The 19,033-nt window shown below is 68.2% G+C and carries 17 protein-coding genes and 1 tRNA gene; 6 read left to right on the top strand and 12 right to left on the bottom strand.

Annotation, left to right across the window (positions count from 1 at the left end; translation table 11 throughout):
- Positions 1 to 72: 72 nt before the first annotated feature.
- Together DM450_RS13705 and DM450_RS13700 are read right to left on the bottom strand one after the other, a co-directional pair.
- A complete protein-coding gene (locus DM450_RS13705; RefSeq protein WP_142635667.1) occupies positions 73 to 816 on the bottom strand; it encodes a 16S rRNA (uracil(1498)-N(3))-methyltransferase in 744 nt (247 codons plus the stop codon).
- 34 nt (positions 817 to 850) lie between these two features.
- Positions 851 to 2,257: a M20/M25/M40 family metallo-hydrolase gene (locus tag DM450_RS13700; RefSeq protein ID WP_142635665.1), complete on the bottom strand. Its 1,407-nt coding sequence runs from the start codon at positions 2,255 to 2,257 to the stop codon at positions 851 to 853.
- A 95-nt stretch (positions 2,258 to 2,352) separates the two neighbouring features.
- On the opposite strand from DM450_RS13700, the gene ubiA reads away from it, so the two are divergent.
- Positions 2,353 to 3,303: a 4-hydroxybenzoate octaprenyltransferase gene (gene ubiA / locus DM450_RS13695; protein ID WP_409529341.1), complete on the top strand. Its 951-nt coding sequence runs from the start codon at positions 2,353 to 2,355 to the stop codon at positions 3,301 to 3,303.
- A 31-nt stretch (positions 3,304 to 3,334) separates the two neighbouring features.
- Here the strand turns inward: ubiA and DM450_RS13690 are convergent, their stop codons facing one another.
- Positions 3,335 to 3,907 carry a hypothetical protein gene (locus DM450_RS13690; protein ID WP_142635661.1) on the bottom strand — a complete coding sequence of 191 codons (573 nt, stop codon included), beginning with the start codon at positions 3,905 to 3,907 and terminating at the stop codon, positions 3,335 to 3,337.
- A 255-nt stretch (positions 3,908 to 4,162) separates the two neighbouring features.
- On the opposite strand from DM450_RS13690, the gene DM450_RS13685 reads away from it, so the two are divergent.
- The gene (locus tag DM450_RS13685) at positions 4,163 to 6,256 is read left to right on the top strand and encodes a RelA/SpoT family protein (RefSeq protein WP_142635659.1); all 2,094 of its coding nucleotides are present in this window, start codon (positions 4,163 to 4,165) and stop codon (positions 6,254 to 6,256) included.
- A gap of 10 nt (positions 6,257 to 6,266) precedes the next feature.
- On the opposite strand, the gene DM450_RS13680 is transcribed toward DM450_RS13685, so the two are convergent.
- Both DM450_RS13680 and DM450_RS13675 read right to left on the bottom strand, forming a co-directional pair.
- The gene (locus DM450_RS13680; RefSeq protein ID WP_242526023.1) at positions 6,267 to 6,599 is read right to left on the bottom strand and encodes a DUF1905 domain-containing protein; all 333 of its coding nucleotides are present in this window, start codon (positions 6,597 to 6,599) and stop codon (positions 6,267 to 6,269) included.
- Positions 6,596 to 7,525: a peptidylprolyl isomerase gene (locus DM450_RS13675; RefSeq protein WP_142635657.1), complete on the bottom strand. Its 930-nt coding sequence runs from the start codon at positions 7,523 to 7,525 to the stop codon at positions 6,596 to 6,598. Before DM450_RS13675 ends, DM450_RS13680 begins: the two co-directional genes overlap by 4 nt.
- 75 nt (positions 7,526 to 7,600) lie before the next feature.
- Between DM450_RS13675 and DM450_RS13670 the strand changes: the two genes are divergently transcribed.
- From DM450_RS13670 to DM450_RS13655, 4 genes are all read left to right on the top strand, one after another.
- A tRNA-Ser gene (locus DM450_RS13670) sits at positions 7,601 to 7,691 on the top strand.
- Between the two features lie 78 nt (positions 7,692 to 7,769).
- Positions 7,770 to 8,684, top strand: a complete 915-nt coding sequence (locus DM450_RS13665; RefSeq protein ID WP_142635655.1) for a LysR family transcriptional regulator — start codon at positions 7,770 to 7,772, stop codon at positions 8,682 to 8,684.
- 172 nt (positions 8,685 to 8,856) lie between these two features.
- Positions 8,857 to 10,209, top strand: a complete 1,353-nt coding sequence (locus DM450_RS13660; protein WP_142635653.1) for an MFS transporter — start codon at positions 8,857 to 8,859, stop codon at positions 10,207 to 10,209.
- Between the two features lie 71 nt (positions 10,210 to 10,280).
- Positions 10,281 to 11,156 (top strand): shikimate dehydrogenase, encoded by an 876-nt coding sequence (locus DM450_RS13655; protein ID WP_142635651.1) that lies wholly within the window; start codon positions 10,281 to 10,283, stop codon positions 11,154 to 11,156.
- A 46-nt stretch (positions 11,157 to 11,202) separates the two neighbouring features.
- On the opposite strand, the gene DM450_RS13650 is transcribed toward DM450_RS13655, so the two are convergent.
- The 7 genes from DM450_RS13650 to DM450_RS13620 form a co-directional block, all read right to left on the bottom strand.
- The gene (locus DM450_RS13650; RefSeq protein ID WP_142635649.1) at positions 11,203 to 13,101 is read right to left on the bottom strand and encodes a bifunctional sugar phosphate isomerase/epimerase/4-hydroxyphenylpyruvate dioxygenase family protein; all 1,899 of its coding nucleotides are present in this window, start codon (positions 13,099 to 13,101) and stop codon (positions 11,203 to 11,205) included.
- Between the two features lie 130 nt (positions 13,102 to 13,231).
- A complete protein-coding gene (gene kdsA, locus DM450_RS13645) occupies positions 13,232 to 14,074 on the bottom strand; it encodes a 3-deoxy-8-phosphooctulonate synthase (protein ID WP_142637910.1) in 843 nt (280 codons plus the stop codon).
- Between the two features lie 18 nt (positions 14,075 to 14,092).
- The gene (locus tag DM450_RS13640) at positions 14,093 to 14,716 is read right to left on the bottom strand and encodes a histidine phosphatase family protein (protein WP_185928611.1); all 624 of its coding nucleotides are present in this window, start codon (positions 14,714 to 14,716) and stop codon (positions 14,093 to 14,095) included.
- Position 14,717: 1 nt separating this feature from the next.
- Entirely contained in the window at positions 14,718 to 15,521 is an 804-nt protein-coding gene (locus tag DM450_RS13635) for a 3-deoxy-manno-octulosonate cytidylyltransferase (RefSeq protein WP_142635645.1), read from the bottom strand.
- 19 nt (positions 15,522 to 15,540) lie between these two features.
- Complete coding sequence (locus DM450_RS13630) at positions 15,541 to 16,122, bottom strand: class I SAM-dependent methyltransferase (RefSeq protein ID WP_142635643.1); 582 nt, start codon at positions 16,120 to 16,122, stop codon at positions 15,541 to 15,543.
- Positions 16,123 to 16,161: 39 nt separating this feature from the next.
- The gene (locus DM450_RS13625) at positions 16,162 to 17,175 is read right to left on the bottom strand and encodes an SIS domain-containing protein (RefSeq protein ID WP_142635641.1); all 1,014 of its coding nucleotides are present in this window, start codon (positions 17,173 to 17,175) and stop codon (positions 16,162 to 16,164) included.
- The gene (locus DM450_RS13620) at positions 17,169 to 18,938 is read right to left on the bottom strand and encodes a hypothetical protein (RefSeq protein WP_142635639.1); all 1,770 of its coding nucleotides are present in this window, start codon (positions 18,936 to 18,938) and stop codon (positions 17,169 to 17,171) included. Before DM450_RS13620 ends, DM450_RS13625 begins: the two co-directional genes overlap by 7 nt.
- Positions 18,939 to 19,033 lie beyond the last annotated feature (95 nt).

The raw sequence follows: 19,033 nt of genomic DNA, 5'->3' as shown, positions 1-19,033 counted from the left end.
GAACTTTTTGTACCGCTCGGTTTCTTTTGCGCGGGAGGCAAGGTTTTCGGGCGTTTTTAGCGGGATTGCGGCTTACCAGTCGCCGGCGATCGCCATCCACAACGCAGTGGCCCCGATGCTGGCGGTCTCGCCGCGCAGGATCCGCGGGCCTAGCGTGATCGCGCGGGCCATCGGATGGGCGCGGACCATGGCGCGTTCCTCCTCGTCGAAGCCGCCTTCCGGCCCCACCAGCAGCGCCGCCGGGCCCTTGTGCGCGGTGAACTGCGCGGCGGCGGGTTCGCCGCCGGTCTCGTCGGCGAAGAACAGTGCGCGGTCTTCGGGCCAGTCGCGCAGCAGGGCTTCGAGTTTTTTCGGCTCGGCCACGTGCGGCAGGGCGGTGCGGGCGCACTGTTCGGCGGCTTCGGTGACGATGGTGAGCGCGCGCTCGGCATTGAGCTTGTCGGCCACGCAGCGGCGGGTGACCATCGGCTGGATCGTCGCCACGCCCAGTTCGGTGGCCTTTTCCAGCACCAGGTCGAAGTTCGGCTTTTTCAGCAGCGCGGCGCAGAGCCAGAAGTCGGGCACCGCCTCACGCTCGCGCAGGCGGTCGCGCAATGTCAGCACGACGTCGCGCTTGCCTGCCGAGGTCACTTCGCCGGCCCATTCGCCGGTCTTGTCGTCGCACAGGATCACCGCGTCGCCGGGGGCGACGCGCATGACCTTGGCCAGATAGTGCGCCTGGCCGCCTTCGATGGTGACGGTCTGGCCCTGGGCGAGCGGACCGCTCACGAAGAGGCGCGGCGCCGAACGCGGCGGCCAGGCGGGGGTGGCACCCATCTTGAACTCCGTTCCTTCCTTGGCCGGCGTCGTGTTACTTCGCGAGCGACTTGAGCAGCGATTCCCACTGCTTGACGCCGGGATCAAGCGTCGCGAGCGGCAGGCGCTCGTTCAAACCGTGGGAAAAGCTGTCCTCGGCCCGCATGAAGCTGGCGGAAACGCCGAAGGCGGGGATGCCCTTGGCGCGGAAATGCATCGAATCGGTGGCGCCCGCGCTCATGCCCGGCACGATGGCGAGGCCCGGTGCGCGTTCGTGAACGGCCTTTTCGACCGCGGCCAGCACATCGGGACGCAGCGGCGATTCGATGGATTCGAGCGTGCCGTTGTCCTTGAAGGCGATTTTGATCGCCGGGTCGCCGATCACCCCGGCCAGCGTCGCCTGCACCGAGGCGCGGGTCGTGCCGGGGAAGATGCGGCAATTGATGTTGGCCTCCACCGATTGCGGTAGCGCGTTCGGGGCATGGCCGCCCTTGATCATCGTCGGCACGCAGGTCGTGCGGATGACGCCGACATACTCGCGCCTGGCCGAGAGCGTTGCGGCGGCAGCGGCATCGTTCGGATCGGCGGCGAAGGCACGCATGGCAGGCGCCACGTCGGCGGGGGCGACCTTGGCCGATCCTTCGAGGTAGGCCTTGGTCAGCGGGCTCAATTGTACCGGGAACTTGTAGGTCCAGACCTTGTCCGCCGCCGCGCCCATCGCCGCGATCGGGTTGGTGGCGCCGGGGCGGCTGGAGTGGCCGCCGGGATCGGTGAGCGAGAGCGTGTAGTCGGCATAGGTCTTCTCGCCCGCCTGGATCGAGTAGACGAAGGGCTTGCCGCCGGTATCGAGTTCGCCGCCGCCGGAATCGCCGTTGAGCACGAGCGCGGCATTGGACAGCGCGTCGGCCATGGCCCTGGTGGTGGCCATCTGGGTTTCCTCGTCGCCCGAGAAGCCGATGACGATGTCGCGCGCGGGCACCCAGCCAGCGCGCTTCAGTTCCATTACGGCGGCCACGATCATCGACAGGTCGCCCTTGTTGTCACGCGCGCCGCGGCCGAAGACGTAGCCGTTCTCGATCACGGCCTTGAAGGGGTCGCGCTCCCAGTCGGAGGGCTTGGCCTCCACCACGTCCATATGGGCGATCACCACCAGTGGCTTCGCCTTGCGGTCGCGGCCGGGATAGCGGGCGGTGAAGTAGCCGGTCTCGCCCAGCGGCGTGAAGGTCACGTCGCCTTCGGCAAAGCCGGCCGCGACAAGGCGCGCCTTGAGGCTGGCAGCCAGCTTTGGCACTTGCCCGCGCCCGGCGACGGTGGGCGTCTCGATCGCTTCCTTGAGGATGGCGAGCGCTTCCTTGCCGGCCGGGGTGACCGGCGCGTCATCGGCGGCGCATGCCGGCGCAGCGGCAAGCAGCAGGGCACTGGCGGCCAGTGCGGTGGAAACGGCGACCTTGGTTTTGCGCATCTTCGTTTGGTTCCCCTGGAAACGACGAGGCGCCCTTGTTGCGCGTTCGCCTGCCGGGTGCAACGCCGCCCCGTGTGTAATTGTCACGTTCTTGCATGACAGCGCGGTGCTTATGGAGTAGCCCGCATCGCGTGAGCGACTCTCTTCTCGTCCCGGATACCGAACATCGCGGCCTCGTTTCGGCCTTGCCGCCGCTGCCGCGCGCCTTCGCGATGCTGGCGCGGTTCGACCGGCCGATCGGCTGGTGGCTGCTGTTCTGGCCTTGTGCCTGGGGCGTGCTGCTGGCGGGCGGGGAAGCCCGCTGGGGCCTGATCCTGTGGCTGCTGGCCGGCTCCATCGCGATGCGCGGTGCGGGCTGCGTCTATAACGACATCGTCGACGCCGATCTCGACCGCAAGGTTGCGCGCACCGCCCAGCGGCCGATCGCCAGCGGCATGGTCAGCCCCCGCGCGGCATGGGTCTGGCTGCTGGCGCTCTGCGCGGTGGGGCTGGTGGTGCTGGTGCAACTGCGCCCGATGGCGCAACTGGTCTCGCTCGGCAGCGTGGCGCTGGTGGCGGCCTATCCCTTCATGAAGCGGATCACCTGGTGGCCGCAGGCCTGGCTTGGCATGGTCTTCACCTGGGGGGCGCTGGTCGGCTGGGTAGAGATCCGCAGCGATCATCTCGAAGTGCTGGCGGCGCTCTATGCCGGGGCGATCGCCTGGTGCATCGGTTATGACACGATTTACGCCATTCAGGACCGCGAGGACGACGCGCTTGTCGGCATCCGCTCTTCTGCCTTGCGCATGGGGACGCATGTGCGCGGCGGCGTGGCGGGATTCTACACGATTGCCGTGGCGTTCTGGGCGCTGGCGTTCTGGATGCTGCGCCATGACTGGGTGGCGATGGTCGGGCTCGTGCCGGTGGCGCTGCATCTGGCGTTCCAGGTCGTTACGCTCGACACTGCGGACGGCGACAATGCGCTGGCCCGTTTCCGCTCCAACCGCGACCTTGGCCTGGTGATGGCGCTGGCCTGCTGGGTGGTGGGGAACGCCGGGATCATCTGAAAGCGGCGCTTCGGGGTAAGATGCCCCTGCGTCAGCAGAAACGCATCGGTGCCGGTTCGAACGGCGGCGGCCGCAAGCTCATGTCGAAGCGTTCGTCCAGCGCCGCACAGACGGGATCGTGCCGCCGCTGGGTCGTCGCCACCAGGGTGGGGACATCGAGCATGTCGGCCAGTTCCACCCCGCAGGCCCGCCGCTCGTTCCAGCGGACCTCGCCGCGCAGCGCCTGGCCGTCGGGCAGATAGACGCAGAGGCTTTTCCCGCGCATCGGCGCCGTGTCGCGCATGACCAGGCACATGCCGTGCTCCGAGACATTGCGCACGAGGGTCAGCATGCCCTCGTGAAATTGCCCGGGCATGGCGCCGTGGAGCGCCCTGCCGCCCTCGCCGCGCGGCACTGCCGGATGGCGGGCATGGAGGTCCGCCGCCGGATCGGGGGTGACGACGACGGTGGCGCGGATCAGTGTCCTCAGGCGCGGTTCGCGGGCCCGGCGCGGGGTCGGGGTCGGGGCTGGGGGGGCTTGCGGCAGCAGCGCGGCCTCGGCGATCTCCCGGTCGCTCATGCCCAGTATCGATGCGTAGATCGCCATGTCGAGATTGCTTCCCATGTCCGTGCGCCTCCCGCCTTGCGGGTACCGACCGCACCCGCCGAAGAGCGGGGCGCTTTGCAAGGCCAGGGCGATCCTGCCCGCACCGTCTTCCCGCGCATTTAAACGGGTTATGGAGAAACCCCCTGTGTAAACGATTGCGGCGTATCGGCCGCGCGCCGTCTTGTCCGGCGGGAGGAGCGCGCATGCAAATATTGCACATGCCGCCATGCCCTCTTGTCGCGCTGCGAAAAATCCTGACATGCTGGCCGGGAAATGCTGCGCCAATACGAACTCGTCGAACGCGTCAAGGAATACGCGCCCCAGGCTGATGAAGCCTTGCTCAACCGTGCTTACGTCTACACCGTACAGAAACACGGAACCCAGAAACGCGCCTCGGGGGACCCCTATTTCAGCCACCCGGTCGAAGTCGCGGGGCTGATGACCGAACTGAAGCTCGATCAGCAGACGATCATCACCGCGCTGCTCCACGATACCGTGGAAGACACGCTAGCGACGATCGAGGAGATAGAGAAGCTGTTCGGGCCCGATGTCGCCCGGCTGGTCGACGGCGTCACCAAGCTCTCCAAGATCGAGGTGATGACCGAAAACGAGCGTGCGGCCGAAAACCTGCGCAAGTTCCTGCTCGCGATGAGCGAGGACTTGCGCGTGCTGCTGGTCAAGCTGGCCGACCGCCTGCACAACATGCGCACCCTCCACTACATCAAGAAGGAGGACAAGCGCCGCCGCATCGCCCGCGAGACCATGGATATCTACGCGCCGCTGGCCGAGCGCGTGGGCATGTACGAATACATGCGCGAGATGCAGATGCTCGCCTTCGAGCAACTGGAGCCTGAAGGTTATGCCACGATCACCGGCCGCCTCGCCCAGATCCGCAGCCAGGAAGGCGGGCAGGTCGATGCGATCGCGCTGTCGATCAAGCAGGTGCTGGCCGAGGCCGGGCTCAACGTGGAGGTCTCGGGCCGCGAGAAGCACCCTTACTCGATCTGGCGCAAGATGGCCGAACGCCATGTGACCTTCGAGCAGATCACCGACATCATGGCCTTCCGCGTGCTCACCGACAATGTCGAGGAATGCTACAAGGCGCTCGGCGTGCTGCACACCGCCTGGCAGATGATCCCGGGGCGTTTCAAGGACTATATCTCGACGCCCAAGTCGAACGGTTACCAGTCGCTCCATACCGCGCTGATCTTCGAGCGTTCGATGCGCATGGAAGTGCAGATCCGCACGCGCGAGATGCACAGCACCAACGAATTCGGCCTCGCCGCGCACTGGGCCTACAAGCAGGGCGGTGCCCGGCCAGACGGGCAGGTCGGCTGGCTGCGCGACCTGATCGAGATCGTCGATGCCAGCCACGACGCCGAGGAACTGCTCGAAAACACCAAGATGGCGATCTACCAGGATCGCATCTTCGCCTTTACCCCCAAGGGCGCGCTGTTCCAGCTGCCCAAGGGCTCGACGGCGGTGGACTTCGCCTATGCCGTGCACACCAATCTCGGCAACGCGACGGTGGGCGTGAAGATCAACGGGCGCCACATGCCGCTGCGCACGCGGCTGGCCAACGGCGACGTGGTGGAGATCATCAAGACCCCCAATTCCGAACCGCAGCTGTCCTGGCTGGGCTTTGTCGTCACCGGCAAGGCGCGGGCCTCGATCCGCCGCGCGGTGCGCGCCAAGGAGCGCGCCGAAGTCGCCGAGATCGGCGCCAAGCTGCTCGACGAGATCGCCGGGCGCCTGCCCGGCCGCATCGGCAAGAAGGCGATCGACGCGGCGATCCAGCGCCTCGACATGCGCGACGAGGAAGACTTCATGTTCGCGATCGGTTCAGCGCGGCTGACCGACCGGCAGGTGATGGAAGCGCTGGTCCCGGGCAGCACCGCCGATCTGGGCGACGAGCCGGAATGGACCCACACCGAACGCGCCATTTCGATCCGCGGGCTGACCCCGGGCATGGGCTTCGAACTGGCCGATTGCTGCCACCCGGTTCCGGGCGACCGCATCGTCGGCCTGCGCCGCCCCGACCACAAGGTGGAAGTCCACACGATCGACTGTCTGACGCTGGCCAACGGTGTCGATGCCGACTGGCTCGACCTTTCGTGGGGCGAACGGACCACTGGCGCGGTCGGCCGCCTGCAACTGGTGCTCTACAACCGCCCCGGCACGCTGGCGGAAGTGACGCAGATCCTCGCCTCGAACCGGGCCAACGTCACCAACCTGCAGATGGTCCAGCGCGACGAGCCTTTCGGCACGTACGAGGTGGATCTCGAAGTGGGCGACCTTGCGCACCTTACCCGTATCGTCGGCGCCCTGCGCGCCAGCGAGGCCGTGGCCGAGGCCCAAAGACTCTGAGGCGCGAGGCTCAGTAGGTGAGGGCGACGGTCACTTCGTCGCCTTCGCCCACTCCCTCGGCCTTGCGCACGCTGGCCTTGACCGGCAGCAGCCAGCCACCGTCGGACTTGCTGGGAAAGACCGAGGTGGCAAAGGTGCTGTCGCCGATCCGCGCCTTGACCTTGAGCGAGCCGAACCCGCGCGAGACGCCCTCCAGCTTGCGCATCAGCGCGGTGCCGGACAATGCTTCGCCCGCCTCGCCGCCAATGGTGAGGAAGTGCCAGGTGCCCCCGTTCGCCCCGCCGGTCCAGCGCCAGAGCGTACCGGTGTAGGTCAGCTGCTCGCCGCCGATCTCGCCGTTCACATGACCTCCCGGATCGGCACGGGAACGTTGCAGACGTCCACGCCGCCGGCCGGCTGGATATAGAAATCGTCCTTCCGGTTGGCGCGCTTGCCGGCATAGGCGGCGAAGCTCTGGCTCTCGGTCGAGAGGTATTCGTAGCCGGGCAGGCCGGGCACTTCATTGCCCATGCGCACCGAAAGGATCGGCACACGTTCCTGCGCGGTCTTGTAGAAGCCCATGTCACCGGTGCCGCGCGGCAGGGCGGAGAGGTTCTCCATACCCGAGATCACCCGGCCCACGAGCGCGACATTGCGGTCGAGCTGGCGCGGAGCCTGCCCGTTGACGACGTAAAGCTCGGCCCCGGTGCCGGTATCGGGGGCCATGTTGCGGCCGACGCCGACCATGCCGTAGCAGTGGATGGGCCACGATGCCTGTTCGTTGCCGGCGATCGGCCATCCTGCCGAGAAGCCATTGCGAGGGGCATATGCATCGTCACCGCCGTTCGCGTCTTTCGGCAGTCCCCTGGCGGGGGCGACGTATTCACTCTGCGGAACTGGCGCCAGGCCCTTGGGGAGCGGCTTGGCCTTCCCCGGCGTCTCGCCATCGGGATCGCCCCACTGGACGACGTAGTTGTCCTGCACGCGCACGACCGCGATGCCGTCGTACCAGCGTGCGGCGACCAGCTTGCGGATATTGCCCACCCAGCCTTGCGAGAAGGGCGCCGGCATCAGTTGGATCACCACGCGGCGCGGGTGTCCGGCGGCATCGGCGGCAAGGTCCATGACCAGCAGGTCGGACGGCGCGATTCTCTTCCACTCGGCGGCAGGGGCCTTGGCGACGATATCGGCGGGCGTCTGCGGCGCAGCAGGAGGCGGGGCGCCCTGCGCTGCGGGAATGAAGGCGGTCAAACAGGCGGAAAGCACGGAGGCCAAAAGGATTTTGCGCATTCTTGTGTGATGGCATGCCACGAACGCTTGCGAAAGCCTTTCGCGCACGCTAGGGCGCGCGTCTCCAGTGCATGCGGAGCGGTGGCCGAGTGGTCGAAGGCGCTCGCCTGGAAAGTGAGTATACGTCAAAAGCGTATCGAGGGTTCGAATCCCTCCCGCTCCGCCAGTCTTTCCGGTCCGTCCGGATTTTCAGACACATCATCAGCCGGATTGGCCCGGCTCCCGCCGCGTGCTAGCCGGAGCCATGCTGACGATCAGGCAGATCGAGATTTTTCGCGCCGTCATGATCACCAAGACGGTGAGCGGGGCGGCGCGCATGTTGGGGACGTCCCAGCCCGGGCTCAGCCGCATGCTCGCGCATATCGAGGACCGGCTGCGCTTCCGCCTGTTCGACCGCACGCGCGGCCGGTTGGTGCCCACGCAGGAGGCGCGCGCGCTGTTCGAGGAAATCGAGCATGTCTACAAGGGCTTCGCCGATCTCGAACATGTCGTGCAGCGCCTCGCCAAGGGCAGCGACCGCACCTTCCGGGTTGGCGCCTCGCCCTCGCTCGGGCATTCGGTGGTGCCGCAGATGCTCTCGCGGCTGACCGCGAACTATCCCGGTCTCACCATCCAGTTCGACATTCTCTCGGTCGAGCAGGCGGACGACTATCTGGCGCTTCAGCGCGGGGACTATGCCCTGACGGTATTCCCCATCGACCACCCCAACGTACTCTCGAGTCGCATCGGCAGCGGGCGGATGGTCTGCGCGGTGCCAGCCGATCACCCGCTGGTCGGGCGGGCGCGCATCTCGGTGGCCGATATTCGCGGCGAGCGCATCCAGTCGTTCCGTCATGATACCCCGCACGGGCGCATCATCGCGGAGATGTACGCCGCGGCGGGGGAGGAGTTGGAAGTCGCCACTTACGTGCGTTTTGCCGAAACGGCGGTGGCATTTGTCGCCAATGGGATGGGGCTGGCGCTGGTCGACAGCTTCACCGCGATGCAGGCCCATGCCGATAGCGTGCGCTTTCTGGAGTTCGACGCGCCGGGTGTGCTGCCGGTCTACATCAGCCGCAACATCGAGGCGGCGCGGCCCATCATCGGCGAGACTTTCGAGGAAATCGCGCGCAATATCCTGCTCAATCTGCCCAGGGCGCGGCGTCCCTCCGGTACATAACATAACGGTATGATCGACCACACCATGCGCACTGGCAAAGCCGCGGGCCTTACAACACCCTGCTTGTGTCCGCGACGGGAAGAATGATCGCGGGGCGCGAGTCCGGCATCGGTTCGCCGGAGAAAACAGGTCGTGCGGTCAAGCACGGCCGAACATGGGAAGAGGCAAGACCATGGCGACATATTCCGCAGCCGGATCGGTGTCCGTGCGCCCTTACGTGACTGTCAGTGGCAAGCCCGTGGCGTCGGATGCCGATGGCTGGACTGCGCGGCAGATCCTTGTCGTGGCGGTCTGCTTCGTGCTCAACATGCTCGACGGCATGGACGTGCTGATCCTCTCCTACATCGCGCCGGCGCTGTCGGCCGACTGGAAGATCAGCCCGGAGAGCCTGGGCGTGGTGTTCAGCTCCAGCCTTGCCGGCATGGCTGCGGGCGGCTTGCTGGTCGCGCCGATGGCCGACCGCTTTGGCCGCCGCAAGCTGATCATCGCCTCGTTGGTGATGATGGCGACCGCGATGTTCGGCTCGGCACTGGCCACCAGCATTGCCGAGCTCGTCGCCTCGCGTTTCCTCGTGGGCATCGGGATCGGCACCGTGCTGGCGACGATGGCGGCGTTGACCGCCGAATATGCGCCGGCCAGGTACCGCACGTTTGCGGTCGGATTCCTGCAGGCGGGTTATCCCGTGGGTGCGACGCTGACCGGCTTCATCGTTGCGCGCCAGATCGACGTTCACGGCTGGCAGGCCATGCTGCTGGGCGCGGCGATCCTGTGCACGGTCTCGCTGCCGCTGGTCTGGGTGCTGCTGCCCGAATCCATCGACTTCCTCCTCTCCCGCCAGCCGCGCGGCGCCCTGCCGCAGGTCAACCGGCTGCTGGTCTCGCTCGGTCGCGATCCGCTGGAGGCGCTGCCCGAGCGCCGCGTGGCCGAGCGCGGCGACGTCGGCCTGCGCGGGGTGCTGGGCGAAGGGCGCCGTGCCGGTACGATCCTGCTGTGGATGGCGACCATCTTCGGTTTCATGACGCTCTATTTCGTGATCAGCTGGATCCCCAAGCTGGCGGTGGAGGCCGGCCTGCCCGCCACGCAGGCGATCTATGCGGGCGCGGTCTACAACATCGGTGCCTTTGTCGGCATCACCGCGCTGGGCCTGATCGCCACCCATGTCGACCTGCGCCGCCTGATCCTCGTCTTTATGGTCTGCGCGGCGGCGGCGCTGGTCGTCTTTGGCGCCATCGCCATGCCGATCGCGGCGACGCTGCTGGTCGCCTTCCTGATCGGCGCCTTCATCCAGGGCGGCTTCAATGGCTGCTATCCGCTCGCCACCAGCTTCTACCCGCCTTCCGTGCGCAGCACCGGGCTCGGCTGGGCGATGGGCGTGGGGCGCATCGGTGCCGTGATCGGCCCGATACTGGGCGGTGTGCTGCTCGCCGAGAAGGTGCCGTTGCCGGTGATCTTCGCGATCTTCGCGGTTCCCGCGGTCGTGGCGGGGATCTGCGTCACCTTCATCAGGTTGCCCGCCAAGGGCTGACGGAATGCCTGGGACATATCCCAGGCATTTGCCCCGCCGCCGTTTCAGAACACGTCCCAAGGACCGAAATCATGTTGCAGCCCCCTGTCGCCGTTTCGGCGCCCGCCCGCGCGTCCATCCTCTGCGGCCTTGTCGGCTCGGGTATCGGCGGATCGCGCAGCCCCGAGATGCATGAGCGCGAAGCCCGCGCACTGGGCCTGCCGATGGTCTATCGCATTCTCGAAAGCGAGGCCGTGGGTTTCGGAGCCGGGGATCTCGGCCAGTTCCTCGCCATGCTGGCCTCGCTCGGGTTCGACGGGGTCAACGTCACCCATCCCTTCAAGCAGGCGGTGGTGCCCCTGCTCGATGAACTGTCCGATGCCGCCGTGCGGCTCGGCGCGGTCAATACCGTGCTGTTCCGGGACGGCCGGACTTATGGCGACAATACCGACTGGTCGGGCTACCGCGCGCATTTCCTGGCCGGACTGGGCGTGCTGCCGCGCGGCAAGGTGGCGATGATCGGTGCGGGCGGCGCCGCGGCGGCAGTGGGCTATGCCCATCTCGACCTTGGCGCGCGGCGGCTGGCCATCTTCGATCCGGCGAGCGACCGCGTGCAAGCGCTGGCCGCCCGGCTGGGCGCGTTGTTCCCCGAGGCCGAGGTCGTGGCGGCGGCGTCGCCCGCCGCGGCGCTGGCCGGGGTCGATGGCGCCGTGCAGGCATCGCCCGTCGGCATGCTCAGCCATCCCGGCCTGCCATTCGATCCGGCCTTGCTGGAGCCGCGCATGTGGGTCTCGGACGTGATCTATTTCCCGCTCGAAACGCAATTGCTGCTGGCGGCAAAGGCGATCGGCTGCGCGACGCTCAACGGCGGCGGCATGGCGGTGATGCAGGCGGCGCACGCCTTTGCGCTGTTCACGGCGCGCGAGCCGGACAGTCGGCGGATGCTGGCGGACTTCGCGGCGGCGTAAGGGCAGGGGGCATGGCCCCCAGCCTCGGTCTGAAACGGCCGCCCGCCTATTCCGCCACGGCTTCCGGTGCCCGGAACCGGTTTTGCGCGGCCAGCCTGATCCCGGCATTGGGCGCTCCGTAACCGGCGTAAGTTCCCCCGCGTTCTACGAACTCGAAGAAGAACAGCTTGTCGAAGGCGCGGCTGTAGAGCTGGCGGTAGGTATTGCCGGAGCCGTCCTCGTCGTAGAGCACGCCGCCCTGCTGCATGCGCCTCGCGGCCGCGTCGTCGAAGCCGAAACGGGCGACGAGGTCGTCGTAGTAGTTGGCGGGGATCTCCAGCATCGCGGCGCCGCGGGCGCGGGTCTCGGCGGCGGTGGCCATGATGTCGTCGCAGGTGATCGCCACGTGCTGGAAGCCGCCGCCCATGCCTTGTGCCAGGAAGCGCGAGGACAGCGTCTCGCGCGCGTCGGAAGCGTTGAGGGTGAGGCGGAAAGTGCCGTCGGGTGATTGCAGCGCCTGGCTATGGACAAGGCCGGAGGGATCTATCACGTCGTTGGCATCGCGGCCTTCAAGGCCGAACAGCGCGCGCCAATAGAGCTGCCACGAGAGGAACTCGTCGTTGTGGACGACGGCGGCGAGGTGGTCGATGTCGCGCACGCGCGCTGCGGTTTCGGCCTCGCTGCCGGATTCCGGCTGCGGGCGGGCTTCGAACTCGCGGGCCCAGAGCGCTTCGGCGCCGTCATCCTCGACAAGGTAGACAAGGCTGCCGCCCACGCCGCGCAGCGCCGGCATTGCCATGCGGCCGGGACGGCCTTCCTGGCTATAGGCGCGGATGCCCAGCGCGGCGGCGCGACGCATCACCGCCTCGGCGTCCTTCACCCGTACGCCGATCGCGCAGATCGAGGGGCCGTGGACGATGCGATAGGACTTGGCGAAGCCCTTGGCCTCGGCATTGATGACAAGGTTGACGTTGCCCTGCCGCCAGCGGGTGACTTTCTTGGTGCGGTGGCGGCCGATCTCGCTGAACCCAAGCGATGCGAAAGTCGCGCCAAGGCGGGCGGCGTCTTCTCCGGCGGCGGTGAATTCCACGAACTCGGCGCCCAGCGGCGGCTGTGGCGGGGGGATGTCGGCCGGCTGGCCAAGCAGGCGCCGGGCGGCATCGCGTACGTATTCGAGCGAGCGGTGGCCGTCCTGCGCCACCAGGCGCGAGGAGGTCGAGCGGAAGCGGTCGTTGAAGATTTCCAGCGAGAGCGGGCCCCGATAGCCGGTGCGCAGGATCTCGGCGACGTAGCCGGGCAGGTCCAGTCCGCCTTGCCCCGGCAGGTTGCGGAAGTGGCGGCTCCAGTAGAGCAGGTCCATGTCGAGCAGCGGGGCGTCGGCGAGCTGGACGTAGACGATCTTGTCGCCGGGGATCTCGCGGATGCTTTCGCTCGGGATGCGGCGCGAGAGCGAATGGAAGCTGTCGAGGATGATGCCGATGGCGGGGTGATCGACCTCCTTGACGATCGACCAGGCCTCGCGGTGGTCGTTGACGTGGCGGCCCCAGGCAAGCGCTTCGTAACCGACCAGGATGCCGCGCGCGGCGGCCCGTTCGCCAAGGTCCCGGAAGTCGTCGACGATACGCTCGCGCTCGCCCAGCGCGTGGGGCGAGCAGTTGGAGCAGACGAGGATGCGGTCGGTATCGAGTTCGGCCATTAGGTCGAACTTGCGCTCGGCGCGGTCCATGGCGCGCTGGCGTAGCGCGCCGGGCATGCCTTCGAAATCGCGGAACGGCTGGTAGAGCGAGCAGCGGATGCCGAGGTCCGCCATCATCGCGCGCACTTGCGCGGGGCGCAGGGCCGAGCCGATCAGGTCGTTTTCGAAGATCTCGACGGATGCGAACCCGGCATCGGCGGCGGCCTTGAGCTTTTCCTCCAGCGTCCCGCGCAGGGATACCGTGGCGATGGCGTTGTGGGCGTTGGGCATGCTGGGCCTCCGGTGCAGTTCCAGCCCCCGGTATCGAGGCCCAGGCTACGCCCTTGAAGCCCCGCCGTCGACATCGCTCATGCCTCTTTGTTATGGTTTGGCGTTCAGGCTGCAGGGCAAGGCATGAAATTCAGCCGAGGCCCTTGGCGATGGCATCGAGCGCCCGCAAGGTGCCGATGAGGGTCTTCATCTCGCCGATCGGGATCATGTTGGGCCCGTCCGAGGGGGCATTGTCCGGATCTTCGTGAGTCTCGATGAACACTGCCGAAACCCCCACCGCACAGGCGGCGCGAGCCAGCACCGGCGCGAATTCGCGCTGTCCGCCCGAAGTCGCGCCAAGGCCGCCGGGTTGCTGGACGCTGTGGGTGGCGTCGAACATCACCGGGTAGCCGGTGCGCGCCATGATCGGCAGGCCGCGAAAGTCCGATACCAGGGTGTTGTAGCCGAAGCTGGTACCCCGGTCGCACAGGATGATCCGCTCGTTGCCGGTGCTGGCGATCTTGTCGGCGACGTTCTGCATGTCCCAGGGGGCGAGGAACTGGCCTTTCTTGACGTTGACGACGCGCCCGGTGGCGCCGGCGGCAAGCAGCAGGTCGGTCTGGCGGCAGAGGAAGGCGGGGATCTGGATCACGTCCGCCACGTCCTTCACCGCCTCGCACTGCGCGGCTTCGTGGACGTCGGTGAGCACCGGGCAGCCGAAACCCTGCCTGACCGCGTCGAGCACCGCGAGCCCTTCCTCCAGTCCGACGCCGCGCGCGGTGGACAGCGAGGAGCGGTTGGCCTTGTCGAAGCTCGACTTGTAGACGAAGCGGGTGCCGGTCGGGGCGCAGGCCTCGGCGATCCGTTCGGCCATGAACAGCGCGTGGTCGCGGCCCTCGATCTGGCAAGGGCCGGCGATCAGCACGAAGGGCGCGTCGCCGCCGATCTCGATGTCGTCGCGGATGGTGAAGCTGCGGGGCGGGACAGGGGCCATGGTCATGCTGCTTTGCTGTCAGGAATGGGGGAGATCGCCGGGCGCCGCGTTCCAGCACGCGACCGCGATCCGGTCTTGGGAGAGATGCAGGACGGAAAGCGCTCCGGTATCCATCTTGGCAGCGGCTGCGGGGATGCCGAAGCCTTGCGCGATGACCCGGTAGATGCCGTTGCTGGAAACCACCAGCACGGTCTCGTCGCGGTCCAGCACCAGGCGGGCGAGGAAGGCCTGCCACTGGGCGCGGATCTCGCCCTCTGGCGGGCTCCAGCCGAAGCCTTGCGGAAACCGGCTGTCCTGCTGCCAGCCGTCGATGGCCCTGTCGCCGTGCGCTGCGCGGATCTCGGCGTTGGAGCGGCCTTCCCAGCAGCCATAGTCGATCTCGCGCAGTTCGGGGGCGATGGTCAGCGCAGCGGCGCAGAGCCCCATGGCCTCGGCGGCGATGGCGGCGGTCTGCACCGTGCGTTGCAGCGGCCCGGCATGGATGCGTGTGGGCACCATGCCGCGCGACAGGAGGGCCTTGCCGATGGCGGCGGCCTGTGCGCGGCCCTTGCCGACCAGCGGCAGGTCGCTGCGGGCGCCGACCCAGACGACGCGGTCTTCGGGGCCGAAGGTGTTGCCGTGGCGGGCGAGGATCAGCCGCATGTCAGCGCGCCAGTTCGCCTTCGCGGGCGATGATCGCCTCGACCAGCGGCACATCTTCGGGCGCATCGACCGAGGCATGGGTGCGGCCCCGGTAGTCGACCGGGACGACACGGATGGTCATGCCGTTTTCGAGCGCGCGCAATTGCTCCAGCCCCTCGGTCAGTTCGAGCGGCGAGGGCGGCAGCGCGACATAGCGGGCAAGGCTCCTGGCGGTGAAGCCGTAGAGGCCGATGTGGCGATAGACCGGCGCCATTCCCGCCGTGCGCACGAAGGGGATGATCTGCTTGGAAAAGTAGAGCGCATTGCGGTGCCGGTCGAACGTCACGGTAGTGCCGCTGGCGGGGGCGACTGCCTTGTGGGCCTTGAACGCGGCCAGTTCGTCCTTGCCGAGCGCGACCGCCGGGGTGACGATGTCGAAGTCCGGCTCGCTGTCGGCCGCGGTATCGCTGGCGCCTGCGAATTCCGCGACCATTGCCGCCAGGACCCACGGCGGCGTCAGCACCGCATCGCCCTGGAGGTTGATGAGCGCGGTTTCGGTGATGCCCGCGCTTGCCGCCGCCTCGGCCATGCGCTCGGTGCCGTTGCGGCAGGTCGGCGACGTCAGCACCGCCTCGCCGCCGAACACGGCGGCGTGCTCGGCGATGCGGCGGTCCTCGGTGCAGATCACCACGCGCGAGACGCCGGGAACGGCGCTGGCGATGCGCCAGACCCGCTCCAGCATGGTCATGCCGGCAATCGCCAGCATGGGCTTTCCCGGCAGGCGGGAGGAGCCGAAGCGGGCGGGGATGACGATGGCGGCGCTCATCGACGGCGACTCCGGGGGCTCAGGGCTTGAACGCGAACCAGGTCGGGTAGCGCGAGTTCCAGCTGTCCTCGCTGCATTCGATCACGAAAAGTTCGAGGCCGTTGCGGGCGACGAAGTCGTCGACCGCCGAGACCACCAGCGGCCAGTCGGCATGGTAGTCGTCGCCGGCGATGATGCCGCCCTGCTTGAGCTTGGGGTACCATTCCCAGAAGGTCTTGCCGCCTTCCTCGCCGTTGTGGGCGTAGCCGTCGACATAGATGAAATCGAGCGAGTTCTCGCCGAACAGGTGCGAGGCCTCGTCGAAGCGCATGCGCAGGATCGAGTTGCGGTCGCGGTAGGCGTTGAGGCGCACGATCGCCTCCATGTACTGCGCGGTGCCGTGGCCGCGGTCGCCCGCCCAGGCATCGACGCTGAACAGGTAGCCGATCTGCGAACGCTCGAAGATGCGCTGCGAGAAATCGCCCGCGGCGACGCCCAGTTCGATGCCGATGCCGCCGGGGCGGATCAGCGTGGCGACGTCGTCGCGGCGGTTGAAGCCGGCGATCCTCGCCCGCAGGGTTTCGTCGATGCGGAAGCCGGTGTCTAGGATGGTAGCGATCATTTCAATTCCCCCGGTTGAAGTGGTGTCGGTTCGCGCCGGTCAGGGGCGCAGCAATTCGTAGCTCTGGATCATGCCGGAAAGGCGCCCTTCGCCGTCCACGACGGGCACCACCGAAAGCGGGCGACCGGCCTCCTGCAGCAGCAGCAGGACATCGGCGACGACGCCGTCCTCGCCGATCACCACGGGGCCGGTCTTCATGACGTCGGCGGTGCGGGCGGCGTAGAGGTCGCGGCGGGCCTCGATCAGGCGGCGCACGTCGCCGTCGACGACAAGGCCGAGCAGGCGGTTGTCCTGGTCGACCACGCAGACCGCGCCCATGCACCCGGCGGAGATCACCGCGATCATCTCGGCCACGCTGGCATCGGGGGATACGATCGGCAGGTCAGCGCCCTTGCGCATCAGGTGGCGCACCGGGATCATGTGGCGGCCGAGCAGCCCGGCGGGGTGGTGGCGCAGGAAATCCTCGCGGGTGAAGCCCCGCGCACGGCTGGCGGCGACGGCAAGGGCATCGCCGATCGCCATCTGCAGGGTCGTGCTGGAGGTGGGGGCCATGCCGATGTGGTCGGCCTCGCCCTCAATGTCCATCAGCACGAGATGGTCGACCACTTGCGCCAGCGGCGAGCGGGCGCGGCCGATCACGCCGATCAGCGGGCACTTGCGCGCCTTGAGGATCGGCAGGATGCGCATGATCTCCTCGGTCGAGCCGCTGTTGGAGAACAGCAGCACGACGTTTTCGGTCTGCACCGCGCCAAGATCGCCGTGCGCGGCCTCGGCTGCATTGAGGAAGAACGCGGCGGTGCCGAGGCTGGAGAAGGTTGCCGCCACTTTTGCCGCGACCAGGCCCGACTTGCCGATGCCGAGGCAGACCACCGGCCGCTGCTGCGCGGCGAGCAGGGCGACGACGGCAGCCATGGCGGCATGATCGGCACCCAGGAAGTGGCTTAGTGCATCGCGCTCGGCGGCCAGCACCTCGCGGAACCACTGGGTGCGGGGATCCTCGTGGGCAGCGGCGGTGTCCGCGCGGTCGAAGGCGGAGATGGCGGCGTTCAGCATGGCTGCGCTCCAGCCAGCGCGGCCTGAAGCTGCAGGTTTTCGCGCTGCAGGTCGGTGTTCCAGGTAGCGAGCCCGAAACGGCGCACGTCGACCTGGCGCCAGAACAGGCCGGGGTCGCGCTCCAGCAGCGGGAGCTTGGCGAGCGCATTGGCGCACTGCGAGCCCATGTCGATCACTTCGGCCAGTTCGGTGAGGTAGAACGGCAGCGGCCGGGCGGGATCGCCCATGTGCTCGGCGTGGGGGCTGGCAGCTGCCGCGAGGGCTGTCGCGAGGCCGCGTTGCAGCGCTTCGCGGGCCGCCTCGACCTCGCCCTCGGCAATGTCCAGGCGGGCCTCGTAGAAAGCCGCGCCGACCGCCTTGGTGGCGAGGATCGGCGAGAAGCGGGCCCAGTCGGCGTCCGCCGCGGCGCGGTACCAGCGCCGGGCCGAGGCCCGGTCGCCGACGAGTTCGCAGAGGCGTCCGGCCAGGAACGCCAGCGAGATCTTCCAGCGCGCGACATGGGGCGGTACCTCCGGCCCGTTGGTCTCCGGCGCCTCGACATAGCTGGTGATGGCGTCGATCAGCGGTCCTGCCTGGCTGCCGGCGCGGGTTTCCAGCACGCGGTAGCCATAAACGGTGAGCGCCGCGCCTTGATCGGCCGAACCGGGGCGGGTGTTGCTCACGACATGTTCGGCGAGGCGGGCGAGGGTCTCGTCGTTGCGCAGCCGTTCGCCCATCTGCACCATTGGGCGGTAGAGCCAGGGATTGTCATAGGCATTGCCGAAATCGGACAGAACCGGGATCGCGGCGTCGCTGGCACCTCCGTCAAGCGCGGCAGGGCGATAGGCATCGCGGTGCCCGGCGCCCGCTAGGGGGTTGGCCGAGGCCAGCACCAGCAGCCAGGGGCCGGTGCTGTTGCCGCCGAGCGGTACCGGCATGAAGGCGCGCGGGCCGATCGGGTCCTGTGTGAGCAGGCCTTGTTCGTGGCGCATCTCGATGAGGAAGCGGCTGGAGAGCGCCGCGCTCAATTCCGGCCAACCCTCGGGCAGCGGTTCGTGCGGGGCGGCGGCGCGGCGGATCGCGAGGATCAGCCGGCCATCGAACTTGAGCAGGTTCAGGTAGCGATCGAGCAGGGCTTCCCAGCCCGCCGCGGTGTCCGGCTGGACCGCGACCACGCTGTCGAGCGAATGCGGCGTGATCGCCGCGTATTCGCTGCCGGTCAGCACGCGTGCGGCCTGGCTCAGCGCGGCGACGATGCGGGCGCCATCGGCGGCATCGGCGCCGTCGACCAGCACGGTGTCGCCGACGCGCACCTGATCGGCGGCCAGCACGAAGCGGGCGATCATGTCGTCGGCGTCGATGCCGGGACGGGAGAGCAGGCCGCCGCCATCGCCGCTTGCACGGCGCTCGTAGAAGCTCAGTGCCGGCAGGGCGTGGCCCGTGCGCTGGGCATAGTCGGGCAGGGTCATGTCGCCGGGATGGCGGCTCCAGCCTTCGCCCAGCACGATGCCTTCGATACGCGAACGGTTCCCGGCGGCGGCGCGCAGGACCAGCCGCTCGGCGCTGCCGAGGCTGCGCAGGCGCTCGGCAAAGGCCGCCTCGCCGCCAGCTGGCGGCCATTCGAGGTAGGCGCTGCCGGCGGCGGGAGCGTCGGCACCCAGGGCGTGGATCTCGCAGCCCAGCAGCGCCAGTTCCTGCGCCAGCCGGCCATGGGCGGCCAGGTCCAGCGCGATGCGGCAGGGGCCGAGGCGCGATACGATGGCGCTGGCGTCATGGATGCTCATGGCGGCTCGAATTCTCCCGTTGCGGATCGCCGCGCAGCAGGCGGCGATCCGCGTGAAGCGCCGCTCCGGGGAAAGGCGCGCGTTACTCGACTGGC

Origin of the sequence: Sphingomonas sp. IC081, assembly GCF_006874585.1 — a bacterium.
Taxonomy (GTDB): domain Bacteria; phylum Pseudomonadota; class Alphaproteobacteria; order Sphingomonadales; family Sphingomonadaceae; genus Novosphingobium.
This window is presented reverse-complemented; position numbering and strand designations above follow the sequence as displayed.